Source organism: Paenibacillus sp. BR1-192 (assembly GCF_029542445.1).
GTDB lineage: Bacteria > Bacillota > Bacilli > Paenibacillales > Paenibacillaceae > Paenibacillus_AQ > Paenibacillus_AQ lautus_A.
Genome location: NZ_CP120718.1, coordinates 3,247,872 through 3,269,837 on the forward strand (window position 1 = coordinate 3,247,872; position 21,966 = coordinate 3,269,837).

Annotated in this window: 20 protein-coding genes and 1 pseudogene; 18 read left to right on the forward strand and 3 right to left on the reverse strand. The window is 50.2% G+C overall.

Annotated features, from left to right (window positions below; all coding sequences use genetic code 11):
* Positions 1 to 273: 273 nt before the first annotated feature.
* From P0X86_RS14515 to P0X86_RS14550, 8 genes are all read left to right on the forward strand, one after another.
* Positions 274 to 1,233, forward strand: a complete 960-nt coding sequence (locus tag P0X86_RS14515) for an ABC transporter permease (RefSeq protein ID WP_192572121.1) — start codon at positions 274 to 276, stop codon at positions 1,231 to 1,233.
* A 37-nt stretch (positions 1,234 to 1,270) separates the two neighbouring features.
* Entirely contained in the window at positions 1,271 to 2,167 is an 897-nt protein-coding gene (locus P0X86_RS14520) for a carbohydrate ABC transporter permease (protein ID WP_096775595.1), read from the forward strand.
* 226 nt (positions 2,168 to 2,393) lie between these two features.
* Positions 2,394 to 3,824: an ABC transporter substrate-binding protein gene (locus P0X86_RS14525; protein WP_277748787.1), complete on the forward strand. Its 1,431-nt coding sequence runs from the start codon at positions 2,394 to 2,396 to the stop codon at positions 3,822 to 3,824.
* A gap of 118 nt (positions 3,825 to 3,942) precedes the next feature.
* On the forward strand, positions 3,943 to 5,070 hold the full coding sequence (locus P0X86_RS14530) for a GntR family transcriptional regulator (RefSeq protein WP_009590558.1): 1,128 nt from the start codon (positions 3,943 to 3,945) through the stop codon (positions 5,068 to 5,070).
* Between the two features lie 262 nt (positions 5,071 to 5,332).
* Positions 5,333 to 6,298 (forward strand): AAA family ATPase, encoded by a 966-nt coding sequence (locus P0X86_RS14535; RefSeq protein ID WP_277748788.1) that lies wholly within the window; start codon positions 5,333 to 5,335, stop codon positions 6,296 to 6,298.
* Positions 6,299 to 6,313: 15 nt separating this feature from the next.
* Positions 6,314 to 6,952 (forward strand): RNA ligase family protein, encoded by a 639-nt coding sequence (locus tag P0X86_RS14540; protein WP_277748789.1) that lies wholly within the window; start codon positions 6,314 to 6,316, stop codon positions 6,950 to 6,952.
* 237 nt (positions 6,953 to 7,189) lie between these two features.
* Positions 7,190 to 7,651, forward strand: a complete 462-nt coding sequence (locus P0X86_RS14545) for a hypothetical protein (protein ID WP_277748790.1) — start codon at positions 7,190 to 7,192, stop codon at positions 7,649 to 7,651.
* A 109-nt stretch (positions 7,652 to 7,760) separates the two neighbouring features.
* Positions 7,761 to 8,210: a DUF1569 domain-containing protein gene (locus tag P0X86_RS14550; RefSeq protein WP_192572115.1), complete on the forward strand. Its 450-nt coding sequence runs from the start codon at positions 7,761 to 7,763 to the stop codon at positions 8,208 to 8,210.
* Positions 8,211 to 8,320: 110 nt separating this feature from the next.
* Here P0X86_RS14550 and P0X86_RS14555 read toward each other — a convergent pair whose 3' ends face one another.
* Positions 8,321 to 8,806, reverse strand: coding sequence for a hypothetical protein (locus tag P0X86_RS14555; RefSeq protein WP_277748791.1), 486 nt, complete (start codon positions 8,804 to 8,806; stop codon positions 8,321 to 8,323).
* A 60-nt stretch (positions 8,807 to 8,866) separates the two neighbouring features.
* Positions 8,867 to 9,517: a hypothetical protein gene (locus P0X86_RS14560; protein WP_277748792.1), complete on the reverse strand. Its 651-nt coding sequence runs from the start codon at positions 9,515 to 9,517 to the stop codon at positions 8,867 to 8,869.
* A 196-nt stretch (positions 9,518 to 9,713) separates the two neighbouring features.
* Between P0X86_RS14560 and P0X86_RS14565 the strand changes: the two genes are divergently transcribed.
* Positions 9,714 to 10,205: a hypothetical protein gene (locus P0X86_RS14565; RefSeq protein WP_277748793.1), complete on the forward strand. Its 492-nt coding sequence runs from the start codon at positions 9,714 to 9,716 to the stop codon at positions 10,203 to 10,205.
* Between the two features lie 7 nt (positions 10,206 to 10,212).
* Positions 10,213 to 10,968, forward strand: coding sequence for a siderophore biosynthesis protein (locus P0X86_RS14570; protein ID WP_277748794.1), 756 nt, complete (start codon positions 10,213 to 10,215; stop codon positions 10,966 to 10,968).
* Positions 10,969 to 10,999: 31 nt separating this feature from the next.
* Here P0X86_RS14570 and P0X86_RS14575 read toward each other — a convergent pair whose 3' ends face one another.
* Positions 11,000 to 11,881, reverse strand: coding sequence for an AraC family transcriptional regulator (locus P0X86_RS14575; RefSeq protein WP_277748795.1), 882 nt, complete (start codon positions 11,879 to 11,881; stop codon positions 11,000 to 11,002).
* A 125-nt stretch (positions 11,882 to 12,006) separates the two neighbouring features.
* Here P0X86_RS14575 and P0X86_RS14580 point away from each other — a divergent pair, with 125 nt between their 5' ends.
* The 8 genes and pseudogenes from P0X86_RS14580 (at position 12,007) to P0X86_RS14615 (ending at position 21,917) form a co-directional block, all read left to right on the forward strand.
* Complete coding sequence (locus P0X86_RS14580; protein WP_096775607.1) at positions 12,007 to 12,789, forward strand: phytanoyl-CoA dioxygenase family protein; 783 nt, start codon at positions 12,007 to 12,009, stop codon at positions 12,787 to 12,789.
* A gap of 191 nt (positions 12,790 to 12,980) precedes the next feature.
* Entirely contained in the window at positions 12,981 to 14,729 is a 1,749-nt protein-coding gene (locus tag P0X86_RS14585; RefSeq protein ID WP_277748796.1) for a histidine kinase, read from the forward strand.
* A complete protein-coding gene (locus P0X86_RS14590; protein ID WP_277748797.1) occupies positions 14,729 to 16,072 on the forward strand; it encodes a response regulator in 1,344 nt (447 codons plus the stop codon). Before P0X86_RS14585 ends, P0X86_RS14590 begins: the two co-directional genes overlap by 1 nt.
* Positions 16,073 to 16,194: 122 nt before the next feature.
* Positions 16,195 to 17,919, forward strand: coding sequence for an extracellular solute-binding protein (locus P0X86_RS14595; protein WP_277748798.1), 1,725 nt, complete (start codon positions 16,195 to 16,197; stop codon positions 17,917 to 17,919).
* An 84-nt stretch (positions 17,920 to 18,003) separates the two neighbouring features.
* Positions 18,004 to 18,894 (forward strand): ABC transporter permease, encoded by an 891-nt coding sequence (locus P0X86_RS14600; RefSeq protein WP_009595306.1) that lies wholly within the window; start codon positions 18,004 to 18,006, stop codon positions 18,892 to 18,894.
* A 20-nt stretch (positions 18,895 to 18,914) separates the two neighbouring features.
* A pseudogene (locus P0X86_RS14605) lies at positions 18,915 to 19,803 on the forward strand (carbohydrate ABC transporter permease).
* Between the two features lie 24 nt (positions 19,804 to 19,827).
* Positions 19,828 to 21,114 (forward strand): Gfo/Idh/MocA family protein, encoded by a 1,287-nt coding sequence (locus tag P0X86_RS14610; protein WP_213578332.1) that lies wholly within the window; start codon positions 19,828 to 19,830, stop codon positions 21,112 to 21,114.
* Between the two features lie 269 nt (positions 21,115 to 21,383).
* The gene (locus tag P0X86_RS14615) at positions 21,384 to 21,917 is read left to right on the forward strand and encodes a hypothetical protein (protein WP_036663307.1); all 534 of its coding nucleotides are present in this window, start codon (positions 21,384 to 21,386) and stop codon (positions 21,915 to 21,917) included.
* The last annotated feature ends 49 nt before the right edge of the window (positions 21,918 to 21,966 follow it).

Consider the following 21,966-nt stretch of genomic DNA (forward strand, 5'->3'; position numbering starts at 1 on the left):
AAGATGTTAATAAGGCTGCAACCGTCGAAATTTGTCATGACAATTCCGCGTTTATACAACTAAAGTAGCAATTATTCGATGTCATATTGACTGGAAAATAAAATCTCACTAAAATGTGTTATAACAAATTATTAATTACATAACAAATGTTAGTACAAGTAAATAGAAGGGAGGTGTCATATTACTGTACCAAGCAGATATTGCTGATGATCTCGCACAGCTCAGACTTCTGCTACACGCTATTCGATTAGATAAAGGAGGTCATGATTAAGCATGGACGCCCGATTAAACCCGGCATCCCCACAGCCCGCTCCCAAACCCACCAGGTGGACGCATGTTAAGAGGCAGCTAAAGCGAAATATCGGGCTGTATATCATCATTTCCCCGGCTGTGCTTTACTTTTTGATCTGGCATTATTGGCCGATGTACGGCGTACAAATCGCTTTCAAGGATTTTATGCCCGGTCTTGGCATCTGGAACAGTCCTTGGGTCGGGTTCGAACATTTCGAGCGGCTGTTTGACGCCTATTATTTTTGGACGATTCTGAAAAATACGATCGGGATCAGCTTATACGGACTGCTGGTCGGCATTCCCGCACCGATCCTGCTGGCGCTATTGTTCAACGAGATTCGGAATCGCAAATTCCGCTCATTCGCTCAAAGCATTTCTTATGCTCCTCACTTTATTTCGGTCGTCGTTGCAGTCGGTATCCTGTTTTTTTTCATCTCGCCTACGAATGGCGTCTTTAACTCCATCCTAGTCTCCTTGGGGAAGGAACCGGTCGATTATTTGGCAGAGCCGTCTAAATTCTGGCATCTCTATGTCTGGTCGGGCGTATGGCAGGGAGTTGGCTGGTCTTCGCTCATCTACAGCGCAGCCATCTCGGGCATCTCGCCGGACCTGTACGAGGCGGCATATATGGACGGGGCCAGCAAATTTCGCCGAATTTGGCATATTACGATTCCCGGCATCGTCCCGACGATCGTCATCCTGTCTATCTTGAGTGCCGGCGGCATCATGAGTGTCGGCTTCGAGAAAATCCTATTGATGCAAAACGCGATGAACCTGGAAACCTCCGAGGTAATCTCCACTTACATGTACAAGAGCGGACTCCTTAACACTCAGTACAGCTTTTCGGCGGCAGTCGGCCTGTTCAACAATGTGATCAATTTTATCATCCTGATCATCGTTAATGCGGTTGCGCGCAAGGCGGGGGAGACCAGCCTATGGTAAAGGCCGTCGATGCAGGAACAGGGAGGGAACCTAAGAAGTGCTGCTGAACATTAAGCGAACGCCAGGAGAAAAACTGGCCGATATCATAATATTAGTGCTGGCGATTCTCGTGACCATCGTCATTTTGTACCCGCTCATTTTTGTTTTGTTTGCGTCATTCTCCGATCCGCGCCAAATATGGGACAAGCCGCTGCTGCTCTTTCCGGCAGGCTTCAACCTGGACAGCTATGCCAAAGTATTCGAGAACAGCGAAATATGGAGCGGGTATGCCAATACGCTGCTTTATGCTCTCGTGGGTACCGCGATCAATATCATGATGACGGTATTCGGTGCGTACCCGTTATCCAGAAAGCGCTTTTATGGCAAGGGACTATTCACGCTGCTGTTTGCTTTTACGATGTTCTTCAGCGGCGGGCTGATTCCGCTGTACTTGGTGAACAAGGAGCTTGGATTACTGAATACGATGTGGGCATTGGTGCTGCCCGGTGCGATCAGCGCCTACAACATGATTATTATGAGAACCTATTTTCAGACCCGGATTCCGGTAGAGCTGGAAGAGAGCGCATACGTCGACGGCTGCAACGATTACCATATGCTGTTCCGAATCGTGCTGCCTTTGTCCATGCCGATCATTGCCGTGATGATTCTGTTCTATGGAGTGGGCCACTGGAACTCGTATTTTGACGCCATGATTTATTTGACGGACCGGGAGAAATTCCCGCTGCAGCTGATATTAAGAGAAATCCTGGTACAGAACGACTTTAAGGAAATGGCCGGAATTTCGGTCGGCGCCGAATACGCGGATCAGATGATGGTTAAGGAAGGCCTGAAATATGCGATCGTCGTATTATCCGCCCTGCCGCTTTTGCTATTGTATCCGCTGCTGTCGCGATTCTTTGAGAAAGGCATCATGGTGGGAGCTATCAAAGGGTAAGCCGATATAGGAGCGGTCAATTACCGTTCGGAATTCATAATCATGAAAAGAGGGGATATGGATTTATGAGAAAAGGAATGAATCTTCTGCTTGCTTTCATGTTGACATGCTCGTTGACGCTTTCCGCCTGCGGCGGATCAGGGGAAAGGCGGAGCCGGAACCAGCCCGAACGGACGGAGACCCCGGGAACATCAAGCTAAGGATCGTCAAACGCGGATATACCGATGTGCATCCACCAGCCGATCAATTATGGATGTGGCAAAAATACGAGGAGATGTCCGGGATCGAGGTTGAGTTTGAGGAGCTGGCCGGTTCCGCCGTAACCGAGAGGAAAAATGTCATGCTCGGCTCCAACGACCTGCCGGATGCGTTCTACCGTATTGCCTTCGGCACCGACGAGCTGATGAAATACGGCAAGCAGGGCTTGTTTGTTCCGCTCGAGGACTTGATTGAACAGCATGCGCCGAATTTAAATAAGCTGCTCAAGGACAACCCGGATATCAGAGGAGCGATTACGATGTCGGACGGACATATATACGCTCTTCCATACGTTGATTTTTCGAAAGCGTTCAATTCCGTTCGCCTGTATATCAATAAGGATTGGCTGGATGAAGCGGGGCTTGAAGTGCCCAAGACGACCGAGGAGTTCCGCCAAGCGCTCATGAAGGTTCGGGAGAAGGACAGCTCCCGCCTCGGCTGGGTGCTTGAATCGCAGTACTGGACCTTCCTGGAGAGCTTTCTGGCCGGCAGCTTCGGCATGGGCGAAGGCGGCGCCAAGGCTTTCGGGCAGTATCTCTATAAGGACGCTGACGGACAAGTCAAGACGACGTTCAACGATCCGAAATACAGGGAGCTCTTGCGTTATATGAGCGATCTGTACAAGGACGGCTCGTTGGCTCAGCAGAATTTCACGACCGGCTACGATTATGCCAAATGGTCTACGGACGGCTCCAACAATTTGATCGGCTCGTTTGTATGGGAAGGGCCGGGATATATCGGAAAGGAAGCGGCCGAAAATTATGTGGGCATCCATGCCCTGGAAGGTCCGAACGGCGATAGAGTCGCGGGGGTGCTGGGACCGCCGGCCAAAGGGATCTTCGGTTTCGTGATTACCAACAAAAACAAGTATCCGGTCGAAACCATCAAGTGGATCGATTATTTCTACGGTGAAGAAGGGATTAACTTCGCTACCTTTGGATTGGAAGGAGAAACCTACGAACTGGTGGACGGCAAACCGAAATACAAGGACGACATATTGAACTACAAGGGTGGCGTGCAGCTGGGTGCCTTCCAATATGTTGATAATGTGTATGGCGCTTATTATCCTTATGTTGAGCCTGACGACGATTTGCGGATGGCGGCTCGCGGGACGACGGTCGCTGACGAGATCAAAGCGGATCCTGCCGAGCTGGATGAGCTGGCGCCCAAAGAGCTTTGGCCGGATTTTGTTCCCACGGATGACGAAGCCAACCAAACCAGCGCGATTCTGACCGACATCAATAAATATATGGAGGAGATGCGGGTCAAATTTGTTACGGGTAAAGCGAGTCTGGACACGGATTGGGATAACTACGTTAAGACCTTGGACAAAATGGGGGCCCAGCGTTACCTGGAAATCAAGAGGGCGCAGTATGAACGCTATACGAATGTGAAGTAACCATGACGGGATGCAGGCTGATCGATCGGGGCGGTTTACATGCCAATGATGCAAACGCTATAATTTTAGTTGGACCAGATCAAACCGGAAAATAGATAAAGATGGGATGAGAACCAAGTTGACCAAAGACAATAAACCGCTGTACCGCGTGATGATGGACGAGCTAAAATCGAAAATTTCATCCGGCCTGTACCCTTCCGAGGCCCAGCTTCCTACCGAGGCCGAGCTGAGTACGGCCTTCGGCGTGAGCCGCATTACCACAAGAAGAGCGCTCGAGGAGCTGGAGCGGGACGGGTTCATCTACCGCGTCAAAGGAAGCGGAAGCTTTGTCAAACCCCGGCAGCGGGGTCAGGAGCAGCGATCGGTTGGAACGGAAAAAATGATATCCCTGATCCTGCCTTCCGAAGACGATCGCGGCACGATGGGGTATATTCGCGGCGCTTCGGACTGGCTGAACGCGAACGGCTACTATTTAAGCATTCATCAGAGCGATTATGACTCCCAGAAGGAGCGCGATCTGCTGGAGATGCTGACCCGAAAGGGCATTGCGGCCATTATATTGTACCCTCGGAACGATCATACGAACTACGATATCCTGCATCGGCTGTGCCTTGAAGATTATCCGATCGTGACCATCGATAAATACTTTGACAGCCTCCCGCTCGGGGCGGTGGTTTCGGATAATTGGAGCGGCTCTTATCAAGCCGTATCCCGATTGATTGAGCTCGGACACAGAAAAATTGCGTTTTTGACCGCGGTCAGCATTGAATCCACTTCGTCGGTGCGCGACCGGTATTTCGGATACTGCCAAGCGCTGAAGGACCACGGGCTTCCCCTCGACAGCCGTTATATCAGGCTGAACATGAAGGGTTACCGGGAGAAGGTCGGCGTGGAGCAATTTTATAACGAGCTGCTGGACTCGTACAAGACGGAGGGGGTGACGGCCGTTCAGACGGAAAATGATCTGATCGCCGCCAACCTGCTGAACCTCTGTTTGGAGAGGGGGATCCGCATTCCGGACGATATCTCGATCATTGGCTTTGATAATAATCCGGTCACGGAGCATGTGATGATCCCTCTCACTACCGTCGAGCAGAACTTTTACGAGATCGGCCGCCAAGCGGCCGAGCATGTCGTAAACTGGCTGGAGAGAGGGAAACCGACACCGGGCAGGGCGCTGATTCCCGTCAAGCTGGTGGAGCGGGACACGACCGCTCCTGCTCCGAAAGCGAGATCGGGCAAGTAGATACGACATAAAGGCCGATTGTCTGCGGATGCTTTTTCTGCGGGCAATCGGCTTTTTTGTTCGGTATGTAAAAGTTGAATATACATATTCTTTGCTTACTCAAGCAAAGTGCAAGCGTGGTACATTATTTGGAGGGAAGAAATTCGATTGGCGATGTCCATCAAAGAGAATGATTCGAAAGAATATAACGCTCAGCCCCTCCGAACAGGTAAACCATGACACTGACACCATGCTAAGCTAGTCGCGAAAGGAGGTGAATTTCATGAGTACGATTCATATGCTGGTCGGGATACCCGGCAGCGGAAAAAGCTATTATGCCAAACAATTGTGCAAAAGCGAGCGGGCCGTGCTGGTTGCGACGGACGCGATACGCGAAAAATTGTTTGGCAGCGAATCCAAACAGAAAAATACGTATATGGTATTTGACGAGGCTTTCGCCGAAATCGAACAGGCGCTGAAGTCGGATCGAAACGTCGTATTCGACGCAACGAACGTCAGCCGGGAACGAAGACAGAAATTTCTGAAACGGTTTGGCGATCGACGGGTGGAGTGCCATATCTGCACGACTCCTTATGAAGTGGCCCTGGATAGGGTCAAGAGACGAAAACGCCGGCTTGATGAGAAGATCATGACCAAGTATGCCAAGAATCTTGAATTCCCGGTCATGGGGGAAGGGTTTGTCGATCTGCATCTCGTTCATGAGGCGGGTGAAACTCAGCTGGCAAGAGAGGATTTGGAACAGCTGCTAACGCGCAGGCCGGATCACGATGAGTTGTTCGGTTACTTATCGCAATCCCCCTATTTTCAAACGATGCTGGGATTTGATCAAGAGAATCCGTTCCATTCGAGAACGTTATCGGAGCATACGTTTGCCGTGCTGGAATACATCCAAAATTGCTATGAAGGCGAAGGCGATCATCTGCTGGCTATGCAATTAGCGGCTCTGTTCCATGACGCGGGCAAGCCGTTTTGCAAAGTATGGAAGCAGGCTCGAGGATACTATTCCTATTATGGGCATGAGCATGTATCGGCCATCATGGCATGTCATGCCTTGAAAGACCTTGGGTATGAGGATGAATTTGTGCTTCATGTCGTCCAACTTGTCAGCTTCCATATGGAAATATTGCACGGAGGCGATGCCGGCGCATCCAAGATTTATCATTTGTTAGGCGAGGATTTGCTGGCTCAGCTGTATTTCTTCGCAGAGGCCGATACGTTCGGCAAGTAAGAGAGGTGAACAACGATGAAAATGAAATATCCAAGAACGATGCATCTACCCTGGTCCAGAGGTTATACCGACGACGACAAGATTTTGCGGAATACCAACCATTTTACGGGGCACGAGGTCGTCATTACCGAGAAAATGGATGGGGAGAACACGACCATGTACCCCGATTTCATCCACGCCAGATCCCTGGACAGCAAGGATCATCCTTCCCGTCATTATGTCAAGACGCTGCATGGGGGAATCAAGTATTTGATTCCGGAGGGATATCGTCTCTGCGGGGAAAACGTCTATGCCAAACATTCGCTTTCGTATTCGGCGCTGCCGTCCTACTTCATGCTGTTCTCCGTGTGGAATCAGTTGAATGTGTGCCTGTCATGGGATGATACGGAGGAATGGGCGGATCGTCTGGGGCTGGTTACGGTTCCTGTCTTGTACCGGGGCATCTGGGACGAGGATGCTGCCAAGGCTTGTTATACGAAGCGATCTTGCTGCGGCGGTGAACAGGAAGGTTATGTGGTCAGGCTGGCTTCCGCATTTGCATATGACGATTTTAAGCATAGCGCTGCCAAGTACGTCCGCAAGAATCATGTTCAAACCGACGAGCATTGGCTGAGCAAACCGATGGAAGCGAATCATTTGGCTGCAGGAGATTAGAACGGTAAGTAAGTTTTTTATTATTTTTTAGAATATGAGGTGTTGATCATGTAGTTTCTAGATGCTTTATAATAAAATGATGTGGATACATAGCACTGATATGAGCTGCCGCTAAAATCGGGGCTTTTTTTATTGGGTTATTGCAAATCAGGTTACCACATTTTGTGAGTGCAGGTATAATGAGCATATACTTTAAGGTGAATACAGAATCAACCTTATTCGATGATAGGAGATCACATGAACAATAACAGGATGTTTAGCGTTTCAGCCCCGTCTGGCATGAAATTAATGGTTTCCATGCTGCTCTTAATCGTTATTCTTCTTGGAAATATCATGTTGGAACAGGGAGAAAGGGACTTCTTTTATTATGCCTGCATTGCGTGGTTAGTTTTTTGTTCCATCGTATTCATCATCTCCTTCTACAGAACCTGCCTGATGAAACCAGGCGTGATGAAAATGCATCAAGAAGGAATCATGATAAACGGAAAAGAAATGAACGCAGATTCCGTGGCATGTTTACTGATCAACCAGGACAGAAAACCGGTGATCGGAATCAAGCCGAAAGGGCGTAGAATCGTGCCTTTGAAGCTATGTTTTCAGTTCGTGGAGGATCAGACTGAAGGGATCGAGCAGCTTGAACTATGGGCACAAGCAAGTCATGTGAAAATTACCAAAGGTTTTTTTATGAGATGGTTGTAGGGGAGTCTGAGTTCACAAGAAAGCAATCCAAAAGAAATGTCCCGTAGATGGGTCAGCTATCATATAATCAGGTGTTTCAACATGGATTTCAATATGGGGAGAGACAAACATGAATAATATGTTCCATCATTTCGATATGACCCAAATATTAAACCGAATCGACGCATTAAGCCCTCAATCACAACCGTTATGGGGAAAAATGGATGCTGCCCAAATGCTGTCTCACTGCTCCGCGTTCCAAGACATCGCCATGGGCATCACAAACCCGCCAAGAGGCTGGTTAGGTAGGTTGGTAGGGAATTTCGCGAAGCCCCTGTTTTATAATGAAAAACCGTTACCTCGCAACATGTCGACGATTCCGGATATTTTGATTGCGGATCCAAGAGAATTTGAAACGGAAAGAGAACAATTGAAAGAAAAATTGATGGCATTCCAAAAGAACGGTCCTGAGAAATGTACAACGCATCCTCATCCATTCTTCGGTAAACTGACCCCGGAGCAATGGGGGAGGGGATTATACAAGCATCTGGACCATCACTTGAAACAGTTTGGCGTTTAAGGCTCAATAAACCTATGCTATGTGGATACGGATGTAACCCCGTAGAGCCATGACTACGAAGGTTGGCTCTACGAGGTTGAAGGGTCTTGCTGCAGATTATGTATTCTTCTCTATAACCATTCCTTGTATTTCTCCATCGTAAACTCGCCTTCCAATTCCAGTCGGGTATCCGGCTTACTGCCATCATAATAATTGACGTCCATCGTCGTTCCAGTCCAATATACGATAAATACGCCATTTCCCCTATACTCAATGCGTCCCCGGTTATCATTTACCTCTTGGTGTTCAAAATAATAGAGTCTTGCATCCAGGCTTCTGGAGTTCTCGTTATAGCCCCGGGCAAGCGTAAATTCCAGCGGTGCAAACTCATTCAGTTTTAGCGTATCCAGGAAAATCGTAAGTTCCGCGTCCGGATTGCTCAGCAGCTCATCCGAATCCGGGAAATCCTGAAGCGGTTCGGTCTCCGTTTCCGTTTCAAACCACAGCATGATTTGCGGCTTTCCGTTGACTTCGGTTCGCGTGGCGAAAGCGTTGGATTCTGCTAGGGCGTGTTTTTCGGTTCCGTTATAACGGATTAATGTGATCGTTCCCGGCATGTGATTCTCCTTGTCTATTGTTTTCGATTATTATAGAATGTCAGATTTGTACTTCTTCGTTTATCGAATCGATAAATATTCCAGCAGGGCATCCATTTGCTCGCTTCCCAAAAGATCCGACAGTGACGGCATCACATGGGCGAGAAAATCCGGCTTCGTCTCATAAGTTTCTTCGTCGCAGGTTTCACCTTGAAAAAGCAGAGCGCCTTCAATGAGGACGGACAGCGCGTGAAAGCAATCCGCAAGCGAATTCGCGATCAGCTTAGGCTCGCCACCTTCGAAAGCGGCATATACGGGTGAAGCACTGGCTTGGACATCTACAATGAGCGGATCATCGTTCACATTGGCAATGACAACGTGATGAGATGGCCAATTGCTCGATTCTACGGTTTCCCCCTTATCGCTAATCCAGCGATAGCCCATTTGCTGCCAGACCAGATGCTCGGGAGAAACAAAGTAGATGACAGCCGATTCGCCGATTTCAACCGCTGCGTTTTTCATTTTATGGGTTCCTTCCGCCATAGCGTCGATCATCTCGTAATGGCTATATAGGTAAGCCAGCTCAGGGGACAGCGTGATACGGTCATCCACGGGCGGCAGCTGTACCTCGGACCGTTGCCGTATTTCATGATCGGTGAAGAGCCCGAAATCCCGATTATACAAGTCTTGTTGTTCTATGAATCTAGTTAAAGCCGCTTCCAGTTCCAGCATTCATTTCATCCCTTCCAGCATATTAACCGAATTATAACACGCCGAGTCATCGCGGTTAAGCGCGGGGAATTCTATCTCTGATTCGATATATGGTAGAATATCCCGTATGGAGAGAATCCATTTTAAACGAACGGAAGGTGTTATCACGAATACGGATAGGACGTTGATACTGCAGCAAGCAAGGAGGCGGCAAGAGATGCAATATGAATTCAATATAACGGCTTCGATCTCCGAGCTCGTATGGTATCCGGATGAGCTGTCTGACGAGTATAGGGTACATCCCAACTTTCAAGCTGTGATGGATCGGCTTGGCATCGCGGTTCCCGTAGAGGAAATCTATGAACGTTATTTCGATAGTCCGGTGAACTCTGGCCATGTTCTGGTATTCCAGGAGATGGAGGGCCCGACTTCTTGCATCGTGCTGGACACGTATCGCGATCCGTTGGACCAGCTGGATATGATCCAGATGGGATGGCGAAGCCAGGGCGAAGATCACGAGCTTCGCCGGCTTTCCCGCAAGTTCTATGATGAATGTGAATTTGCGGTCCGTTATCAGGAAGGTCAGTCGGTATTGTCCGAGAAGCTTCGTGAAGATCGATATCCACGGACCTTCCGGTATCACACGGTATTTGAACAGAGAATGAAGCGATACGTCAATTACGCAAATTCCCCTAACTTGAAGGAGTGAGCAAGTTATGAATATATCGAAATCCCATATTCGTCCTTTTCCGGCATACGAGGATGTATTCGAAGGCGACGTGGAGCGGTACCGGAAGCATTTTCTTCCGATTCTTTCCTTGAATCTGCAGTGCCTGTTTCCGGGCGAGGATCAGTGGCTGCACTTTGTGTCCGTCAAAGAAATCTACGATGGCAGCGTCGGCGAAGAAACCGTGTCCGAACACCGGCCGTATACCAAAGAGGATATGCTCGGATTTGATGTAGTGAACGGAAAATACCGCTTCGAAGCGGACTGGAACTACTTTTTGCTTGAGCAGGAACCGGAGCATGAGACGCTTATAGAAGCGTACGCCGACAATGAGCGGGACTTTATGGCCCGCAAGCGGTTCTATGAAGAGAAGGGGCATATCTTCCCTTACTCGTCTTTTGGTCGTGCTGCCGAATCGGCGGACGCGCTGATTCAAGATTATCAGGAAAAGCAGGAGAAGGGCTGGGGATTAAGCTTCCCGGAGATCCATGGACTGCTGGATGACATTGGCTTTATGTCGGAAGAGGCACAGCGGGATCTGCAGGAAGAGGGGGAATCACTTGAGGACTGGCTGCGCTTCGAGCAGACCAATTTGCTGCATGTGCCGCGTACGCCGGAAGGAGAGACTTTTACCTATGTTGGCCGGTTGACGGGATATTATTTTCAGGCGTACGGTGCAGACGCGCTGTATTTGTTCTATTCGAGGGAGCTGGGCAAGGCCGTCGTTTGCTTGGAATATACTTGAGGTGCGACAGTGACGAATATCCAGGTTAGGATCAATGATCCGCCCCTAAGAACCATTTGGCACGATAAGCCGCAGGAGAGATGCCTTTGAATTGGGTGAACAGCCTTGTGAAGTAATGAACGGAAGAGAATCCGGTTCGTTCCGCAATCAGCTTGATGGGATCATGGGTTTGCTGCAGCAGAAGCTCGGCTGCCCGGATCCGTTCGGTGCGAACCATGGACGAAAAGGATTCATGGATGCTGCCCGCAAGCAGGCGGGACAACTGCCGCTCCGACACGTTGAGGTATGTCGCCACTTCCGGCAAGGATAACGGTCCGCTCAGATTGTCTCGAATGTACAGTTTTGCCCTTTGGACAAGCTGCACCGTGGTTGAGTAGCTCGGAGCCGCATCGAGGTTGCGGGCAGCCCCGAACAGGGCAGGGAAGGATTCGAGCAGCGCATGCGCAAGTTTGGGCAGAAGCGAAGCAGGCAGCGAATCATCGGCTTCCGAACGAACCAGCATGGATTTCCATAATTGGATGGCCGGCGATTCGCTGGCAAACTCGGTCCAAACGTCACATCGACGAAGCGCCTCCAAGTATGCCGCCGTTACATCCGTGGCTGAAGGTTTCTCCCTCGCGTCATATGCCACGAACAACAGATTCAGATCGTGAACGTCCTTGATCTGATGCAGCTGACCTGGACGTGTACAGAAAGCGACCCCCGGATATAAGGGATAGGTCCTGTCGCCTTCGAGATACACGCCGGTTCCGCCGTTTACATAACAAATTTCAACGAAAGAATGCCGATGCAAGGAATTGGCCGTCAAATGCCGGACGGTCCCCCAGTAATGGACAAGGAACGAGAGGCTCTCGCCGTCTAACCGGCCTGCATAACGATTAAGCCGTTCCTCGCTTTTGCTCCAATGGTACAAGGCAATAACAGCTCCCTTCTGGCGTAATTTTGCAAAACGTCGTCTTTCCCGTGCAAATACGATCCCGCTTGCCCTCACTATAATTAAACTAGATATTCCATAAAATATCGAGAGGGTGCATGGCGATGATTAACGAGAAGGATGTGCAATTTTACAAAGAAAATGGGTATCTGCTGGTCCGAGGCGTTTATAATCAACAGGAAGTCGAAGATATGCGAACGGCTGTTGAAGGGATCATCCAAAGGGCGGCACGCGCCAAATCGGATCAAAACCATGCCTGGCAGGGCGATTTCCTGCCGCCTGAACAGCTTAAGAAGCTGGTTCTGAAAGGATTTCACGACGTGCAATATCATGATGCCGCTTTCATGCGTGCCGCGATCCATCCTCGAATGACCGAAGTGCTGAACGGGATCATCGGACCGAACGTGCAGCTGCATCACTCCAAAATGCTGGTTAAGCCCCCTTCTAACGGGGCCGCATTCCCCATGCATCAGGATTATCCGTATTTCCCTCATCGGGATCACACGATGCTTGCTGCCAGCGTTCATCTCGACGACGCCGATATGGAGAACGGCTGCCTCTGCGTCGTTCCCGGCTCTCATAAGCAGGGCGTATTGCCGCATGTCGGCGCTTACTATTTGAACCATAAAGAGCATCCTTTATCTTCGGGGACTCCATGTCCGGCCAAGGCAGGCGATGTATTGTTCTTCAATTACCTGACCATCCATGGGTCGGACGTGAACCGGAGCGAGCGTACGCGCCGAAACATCCTGTTCCAATATCGCGATGCTTCGGATGTGCCGACCGCGGATGTTCACTTCGATTGGGGCATGGGCTTAATGGTCAGCGGAACCAACCCGGATTTTAACAATGTGAAGCCGAAGTATGAAATCATCAGTGCGAAATGACCACATAACAGCACCGATCCCTGTGCTGAATGATAAACCAGCATAAAAGCCCCTTACGGGGCTTTTTTTATGCCTGGAACTCATGACTGTCATGTTTGCACCTAATATGTAAAAATAATTCGTTGTAATGTCAGCCGGCCCCCCTATACTAGATGATAATGGATCGAGTGATAACGAATTGGGGGAAAAGAATGAAACTTCAGGCTGCGGGCAAAGCATCGAAATGGTTTGTTTATCAAAAAATCGTCATCGTATTTATCGTATTGTTACTTCCTCTCATCTCGATGAATATTTGGTTGAATTATAAGGGGATGTCCGTCACCAAGGAGTCTATCTTGAACTCCGCGGCCGCGGGGGCCTCCTTCTATTCCAAGCAGCTCGATAAAGAAATGTATTTTATCCGGAATCTGCAGCTGCAGCTGTTAAATGACAAGGATCTGCAGAAGCTTAGTTTCCGAGGCAGCATGCTTGAGGATTACGAAGAGGTGGAGCTCATCGACCAGGTAAGGGATCGGCTGGCAACCTTGATGGTTTCCAGCGAATACGTCGTGAGTGCCGGCGTGTACGTGAAGGATGTAGGGAAAACGATCTCGACCACGACGGGAGTGACCAATACCCCGAACAAGGAAATGGAACGGATATCGTCCATGATGGCGGTCATGCCCAAGCCTTCATTCTATAGGAGCGGCGACCGGATCTTTCTGATCGAAACCGAAAACAACGGGGCTGTCTGGTCATACATCGAGATTTCCCGGCCCAAGCTGCTCGGGGCTTTAAGCGAAATCGCCAAGCTGTATCCGGAATCCGAAGTCCTTCTGGGGAGCAGGGAAGGCAGCACCATCTTGACGACGGCGCCTGCGGCCGATGAGTCAACAGAGATCTTGAATCATGTCCTGGACAAGCCGGATACGGATCGAAATGCGCCGGAGACGGGGGAATTGGGAGGCGTAGACTATTTTATCATTCAGAATGAAGTCGGCTCGCTGGATCTGTCCTTGGTCATGTACGTGAATCAGAATGAAATCACCCGCCCCATAAGCCAATTCATTACCTGGTTCTATACGCTGTTTATCCTTGCCGTGATTGTGATGGTGCTCTATTCGTTCTCGGTCAATCTGATGATCCACAGGCCTTTGTCCAAGCTTGTTAAAGCCTTTCATATGATCGAAACCGATAATTTGAATATCCTGATCGAGTCCAGAACCAAGGATGAGTTTCATTACGTGTTTAACGGTTTCAACAGGATGGCCTTGAAGCTTAAACAGTCGATCGAAGAAAACTATGAGCAAAAAATAGCACTGCAGCACTCGCAGCTGAAGCAGCTGCAATCCCAGATTAATCCGCATTTTTTATATAACAGCTTTTTCAATGTGTATATGATGTGCAAGGTCGGAGATTCGGATAGTGCGGCGGAGCTCTCGCAAAAGCTCGGCAGCTATTATCAATACATCACGAGAAGCGGCTCCGACGAGGTGCATTTTTATACGGAATACAAGCATGCTCTGGATTACTGCGACATACAGGGCATTCGCTTCTCGAACCGGATTTCGTATGAGCATAGGGAATTTGCGGACATTCCGCAAGGGATCACCGTACCGAGACTTATTGTTCAGCCTATCGTGGAGAATGCGTTCGAGCATGCATTCGAGGATGGCATGGAGGAAGGCATGCTGTACATCAGCGCTGATTATCGGGAGGGCAGACTGCGTATCACGGTGGAGGACAACGGGAATTTGCTTACGAATGAGATGCTGCAGCGTCTGCGCGGCAAGCTTGCCATGGATTCGAAGCATGTGGAGCAAACCGGATTGGTCAACGTGAACAACCGGCTTCAGCTCAAGTATGGGCCCGGCAGCGGATTATCCGTCTCGCGAAGCGTCCATGGCGGTTTGAAGGTGGATTTGATCATTATGATTCATGAATCAGAGGAGGCATCGTGATGTACAGACTGTTGATCGTGGACGACGAGCCCGTCATCGTGAACGGCTTGGTTCAGCTTTTTCAGGAGCAAACGCAATTCGACCTGGATGTATGGAAAGCCTATTCCGCCAAGGAAGCGGTGGAGATCGCCATGAGAGTGAAGCTGGACATCCTGGTCAGCGATATACGAATGCCCCATAAGAACGGGCTACAGCTGATTGACGAAATTACGTACTATTGGCCGCACTGCCGGATCATTTTTCTGACCGGTTACAGCGAGTTTGAATATGTGCATGAAGCCCTGCGCAAGAACGTGGATAACTACATCCTGAAAACCGAAGGGATCGATCCGATCTTTCATGCTGTCCAAGAGGCTTCCTCCAGGCTGGATGAAGAGAACCGACGCAGAATCCAGGCAGAAAAGGCAAAGATGCATTTTCAAATGGCCGAGCCTCTGCTCAAGCGCGAACTCATACAAAAGGCATTGAAAGGGGAAGCCCTGAGTTCCCTGTTGTCGCAGCCCCGTTATGAAGAGGTGGGGTTCGGTATCGACGCAGATCGGCCGGCATTCCTTCTCGTTGGAAGGATCGGAATGGCCCCGGAGGCCAAGACGAAGAATGCGGTGCAAGCCGTTCAGATGATGTTTATCAACGACCTGCCCGGCTCGTTTGCCTGCGAGCATGCCTTACTGGATGAAGACTTGCTGGTATGGCTGCTGCAGCCGGGCGAGGAGCTTCTGGACCGTTATCGGAGGTTTGAGCCGGAAGATGTGCTTCATTGGCAGGGCATGATGTCGTATATGAAGGGCATCCTGGAGCAGGTGCAAAATGAGTGCGAAGAGCTGCTTGGCGTTCAGGTTTCTTTCGGGATATCGGGCAATCTTCTGCACCAATGGAACACGGCGGGAGAGCAGCTTCATGCTTTGCGGACCATGCTGCTCAGCAGGGCGGCGCTGGGACAAGAGATGGTCGTTGCCGATATCGAAAAGGCCAAGGAACACGGAGCGATGATACATGGAAACAGCCAGCTGAGGCAGGATGACATGAAATTCGATGTGATCGACCGGATTCACAGGTACATATTGGAGCATTTATCCGGGGACGTCTCGTTGACCGCCATAGCGGAGGAAGTGCATTTTAACCCATCCTATCTTTCGCGCTACTACAAGCAGCTGACGGGTCAAAATCTGCTGGAGTATATTCAGGCGAAAAAGCTGGAAGGGGCGCTTCATCTGATGCAGCATACGAACATGAAATTACAAGAGATTGCCGTGCGGCTCGGGTTTGAATCCCCGTCGTATTTTACGACGTTTTTCAAGAAAAAGATGGGCGTAACCCCGCAGGAATACCGAAATACCCAATAAGTAAAAAAAGTGAAAGGGATGTAAAAAACTTAAAATTGATAGCGCTTTCGTGCGGAATCTATAATGATATCTAAGCAGCACGGATATCAAGAATATGCCAGATCAAGGGGGATATAGCCATCATGAAATGGACCAAACTAGCGAAAATGATGTTGATTAGCACGATGACGCTTTCGGTAATGGCGGCATGCTCGAATCAGGGGAACGAATCGGAGGGGACACCGAGCAAAACCTCTGCCGAGGAGGCGAACTCCAATACAACGCCGCCGGATCCTCTCGGCAAATATCCTGAAACGGTAACGGTCACGCAAGTGCTTGGCTACAATCCGCCCGAGGACCCGCGGACGCCGCAAGGGATCACGCCCGAACAGAATGCTTATTGCAAAGACCTCAAAGACATGCTGAACATTGAAGTCCAGTACAAATGGACGGTGCCTTCCAGCCAGTTCGAGCAAAAGTTTTCATTAGCCATGGCTTCGGCCGACCTGCCGGACATTATGGAGCTGGATCAGAAGAACTTCGAGAAGCTGAAGAAGCAGGACATGCTTGCCGATCTCACCCAAGCTTATAACGACTTCGCTTCGCCGGCACTGAAAAAATACATGGAATCCGACGGCGGCTTTGCGATGAAGACGTTTACCTCAGACGGAAAGCTGCTCGCGATTCCCGGTTTCGAGGATCCGTTCCTGTCCACCCAGCTGCTCTGGATTCGCAAGGACTGGCTCGATAACCTGAAGCTGCAGCCGCCGAAAACGATGGATGAGCTGGAGCAGGTTGCTAGAGCCTTTGTGCAGCAGGATCCCGATCAAAACGGCAAAAACGATACCTACGGTATCGCCATGCAAAAGAATCTGTTCTTTTGGGGCTTTGACCTGAGGGGCTTCTTCAATGGATTTGGCGCTTACCCTTCCATCGGGGACAATCAATCGGCCTGGATCAAGGACGACAGCGGCAAGCTGATCCCCGGGCTCATACAACCGGAAGTCAAGACCGCGCTGGGCAAGCTGCAGTCCTGGTACAAGGAGGGAATTCTGGACAAAGAATTCGCCTTGAAGGACGAGAACAAGTCCGTTGAAGATATTACGGCAGGCAAGGTGGGCATTTCTTACGGGGAATGGTGGTATCCGAACTGGCCGTTGAATCTGAATGTTGACAAGGATCCCAAGGCAGACTGGATTGCCCTTCAGATTCCCGGACTCGACGGGCCGGGCAAGTCCATGGTTCCCAAAATCCGCAGCAACAAACTCGTGGTCGTGAACAAAAAAATGAAGAATCCGGAAGCCGCAATAAAAATGATCAACTTCTACATCGAGATGGGCAACAAGAAATACATGGACCAGAATAAAGCGGAAAAAGGATACGTCTATAATTGGTTCAACCCACGGATCTATAATCCGGCTCAAATCGAAACGATCTACACGGAAGTAAACAAGGCTCTCGACGCAAACCAAACGGAAATCACGCTGGATGACGAAAACTACAAAAATGTGGCGGACGTCTTCAAGGCGGCAAAGGATTATCTTGCAGGCAATACCGCGAATGCCTCGAAAGGCGTAAACTGGGGCCAATATTTCAGCCGGGCGGCGAAAGACGGCGGTTGGGGCATGACGCGGCAAATCAAAGAGAATCAAGCTTACGTAAATAACGAGTTCTACGGACTGCCAACGGCAACTCAAGTCGAGAAGGGCTCCCAGCTTGATAAGCTGATGCAGGAAACCTTCACCAAGATCGTCATGGGGGCCTCGCTGGACGAATTCGATAAATTCGTTCAGAGCTGGAAATCGCTGGGCGGGGATCAGATCACCCAGGAAGTCAATGATTGGTACGGCCAGCAGGGCGCCAAATAATCTTGGATTGATAAAGCGGGAGGAGAAGCCCTTGAGGAAGCCGGCAGACTCCTCCCGTTTGAAATGGACGGGGAGGTTTCATCTGTGAGAACGCTGAAAAAAGAATATTTGCTGCATTTGATGCTGCTGCCGGGAGTCATTGTCACGTTGATTTACGCATACGGGCCCATGGCCGGCCTTGTGATGGCCTTTCAGCAATTCGAGCCGCTGGCAGGATTCTTCCGCTCGGATTTCGTCGGTTTCGATAATTTCCGCTATGTCTTCGAACTGCCCGATTTCAAGCAGGTTCTGTGGAATACCATCGTGATTTCCGTATTTAAAATGGTTTTGTTTTTACTGGTGCCCCTGATATTGGCACTGCTCCTCAACGAAGTCACGCGAAGATGGTTTTCGCGCTTTATCCAATCCGCCATCTTCCTGCCGTTCTTTCTGTCCTGGACCGTGCTCGGCGGCGTCATCATCGAATTGTTCTCCTTGAATGGTCCGGTGAACGGCCTTCTGGGCGCGCTCCATATGGAACCGATCATGTTCATGCTGGATAATAACTGGTTCCGCGGGATCGTCATCGGATCGGATGTATGGAAAGGGATGGGTTACAACATGATCGTCATGCTTGCAGCCATCACCGGAATCCATGCGACGCTGTATGAGGCAGCAGAAGTAGACGGAGCCGGAAGATGGAAGCAGATGATTCACATCACGCTGCCGGGCATGGCGCCGATTCTCATTTTGCTTGGCGTGTTAAGCCTAGGCGGCATCCTTAACGCAGGCTTCGAGCAGATCTTGATCATGTACAACCCGACGGTATATGAAGGGGCGGATATCATTGATACCTTCGTTTATCGACTGGGCATGTTCAGCCAGCAGTTCGGTCCTGCCGCCGCCGTCGGTTTCTTTAAATCCGTCATCTCTCTGGCGCTCGTGGCCGTGACGTACTATGCGGCTTACAAATATAACAATTATCGGATCTTTTAGGCCGGAGTGGAGGTAGGAAGATGCATAAACCAACGATCAGCAGAAGGCTGTTTGTAATCACGAATACGCTGGTGCTGTCCCTCATCACCTTGCTCGGTATCATTCCGTTCGTTCATTTGCTCTCGATTTCGCTAAGCTCGAATACGGCCGCAATGGCGGGAGAAGTGAGACTCTGGCCCGTGGGCTTTAATCTGGACGCTTACCGGTACTTGGGCGAAAAGGTAGAGTTTTTCCGTTCGTTCCGCGTCTCGCTTACCCGAGTCGTGTTGGGGACGGCGGTGAATATGCTTCTCGTATTCATAACGGCGTATCCATTATCGAAATCGAATCATCAATTTAAGTTCCGTACGCCGTATGTGTGGTTTTTTGCCATAACGATGTTTTTCGGCGGGGGATTGATTCCCACGTATATGGTCGTGAAGAATACCGGACTCATCGACTCCGTGTGGGCTTTGATTCTGCCTGGAGCGCTTAACGTATGGAACATGGTTCTGATGCTGAACTTCTTCAGGACGATCCCGAAGGAGCTGGAAGAAGCGGCAACGATTGACGGTGCGGGACACTGGAGAATATTATGGCGAATTTACCTGCCGGTTTCGCTGCCGTCCATTGCGACAATCGGTCTGTTCACCATCGTGGGGCACTGGAATGCTTGGTTTGACGGTATTCTGTATTTGAATTCGCCGGAAAAATACCCGCTGCAAACCTATTTGTCCACCCTCATTATGTCGATCAATTCCCAAATGACCTCGATTTCGATCGAACAGATCAAGGCGATGGAGAATTTGAGCGAAAAAACGCTTCGAACGGCCCAAATCTTCATGGGCGCACTGCCGATCATGGTCGTGTATCCGTTCCTTGCAGAAGTATTTTGTCAAAGGGATGACGGTCGGAAGCGTGAAAGAATAAGACCTACGGAGGGAGAGGAAACGGATGAATAAAGTGAAGGTCGCCCTGATCGGAGCCGGACTGCGGGGCATCAATTATATGGAATATGCCCTGCAGCATCCCCATGAGATGGAGGTAGTCGCCGTCGCAGAACCGAATCGGCAGCGGAGGGAACAGTTTCAAGAAAGGCATGGGCTTGAAGACGCGGCATGCTTCGAGAATTGGAATGATTTTTTTACAGCGCCCAAGGTCGCGGACGCCGTGTTCATATGTACCCAGGATAAGCAGCATTTCGAGCCGACAATGCGGGCGCTTGCGGCCGGCTACCATGTGCTTTTGGAAAAGCCGATGTCTCCGGATCCCGAAGAGTGCATCCGGATGGGTGAAATGGCTTCGCAGGCCGGTTTGGTATTTTCGATCTGTCATGTGCTTCGGTACACGCCGTTTTTTTCCACCATCAAGGAGCTGCTGGAGCGTGAGGCGATCGGCCGATTGATGTCGATTCAGCATAACGAGAACGTGGGTTATTGGCATCAAGCGCACAGCTTTGTGCGGGGGAATTGGCGGCGGACGGAAGATTCCAGCCCAATGATATTGGCCAAGTCCTGCCATGATCTTGATATGCTGCTCTGGCTTGCCGATTCGGATTGCGTCCGGGTGTCCTCCTTCGGCTCCTTGAGCCATTTTACGGCTGCACAGGCACCGGAAGGCGCACCGAAGCGCTGCCTGGATGGATGTCCGGTCTCGGATGAGTGCCTCTATTATGCACCTGATCATTATTTGACCGAGGACACGAATTGGCCGACCTCGGCGATCAGCGACGATATGAGTTATGATGCCCGATATCAAGCGCTGCTGGAGGGGCCGTACGGCAGATGCGTATACCATTGCGACAATGACGTGGTGGATCATCAGGTCGTCAATATGGAGTTTGCCAACAGCGTGACGGTCGCCTTCACGATGAGTGCGTTTACGCGAGATGTCAGCCGCACGATCAAGCTGATGGGAACCCGCGGGGAAATCCGCGGAGCCATGGAGAAGAACGAAATAGAGATCATTCACTTTGGCAGCGGGAAGGTCGAGCGAATTTCTTTTGCGGACCGGGGCGGCCATGTCGGCCACGGCGGCGGAGATATGGGTCTGATCAAGGATTTTCTGAGATTGGTGCAAACGGGAGGAAACAATCAAGGACTTACATCGGCAAGCCGTTCCGTTCAAAGCCACCTTATGGCATTCGCGGCTGAGCAGTCGAGAGTGGATGGAAAGATCATCGAGCTAAAGGAGTTTGCGCAGCAGTTCAGCGAGCCGATCAGAACGATGTCCGGAAATTAATGTTTAGATCTTGAAGCCTGATTGCAGTCGCAATCAGGCTTGTTTGATATAGTAAAGAAAAGACGCCGCGCCCAAACAACTGGATATGGTAAAATAAACCGGGTGCCATATCAAAAAACAATCTACGGTGCATAAACCTGAACTTGGAATGGAAGAGGCACTCCGAAACACGGATGATCATCGATGGCATACGACCAGCCGGCCAAGAGCCGCTAACGGAACTTGGCCGAATTTCTTGAACGGTTGTTCAGCTGATAGGAGGGCGATTTTTGAAATATCTGAAAGATGTTCAGGAGCCGGGAATGGGGACCTGGTATTTTGAAGTGGATCACGACGGAACGGCTTACAGGCAGATGGTTCATGATGAGGACGGCAGCTGGATCACGTCGAATAGAAAGCATGACTCCCGTCATTTTTTGCTGGCGGAGCATCCGCTTGATCCGAAAGAACCCTATTATGAAGAAATCAGTCAAGCTGCATTCGAAGAGCTCTGGCAGAAGCAGCTTTTGGTCTGGATGGAGGACTGGCAGCGGATCCAGCGCATGTTTCCTATCGGCGCACGAGTAGAAGGCTGGATCGAGGCCTTTTTTCCGCAAGGCACTTTGATTCATTTGCTAGAGCCGCATGCGGTCGGTTTGACGGACACCTCCGCTCTGGAAGCCGGTACCCCTCCCGAATGGATGTACCCTCGATATCGTGTGGTTGCCGAGGTATCCGGTTACGACCAATCCAACCAATGGGTTCTTCTTGCCCATGCGGAAGTTCTGGGAAGTCAGGATGACGAAGCTGAACCCGGCAAGTAATATAACCGTAGATCCATTGCGTTCATCCGTTCAGGATCAACAGCCATTG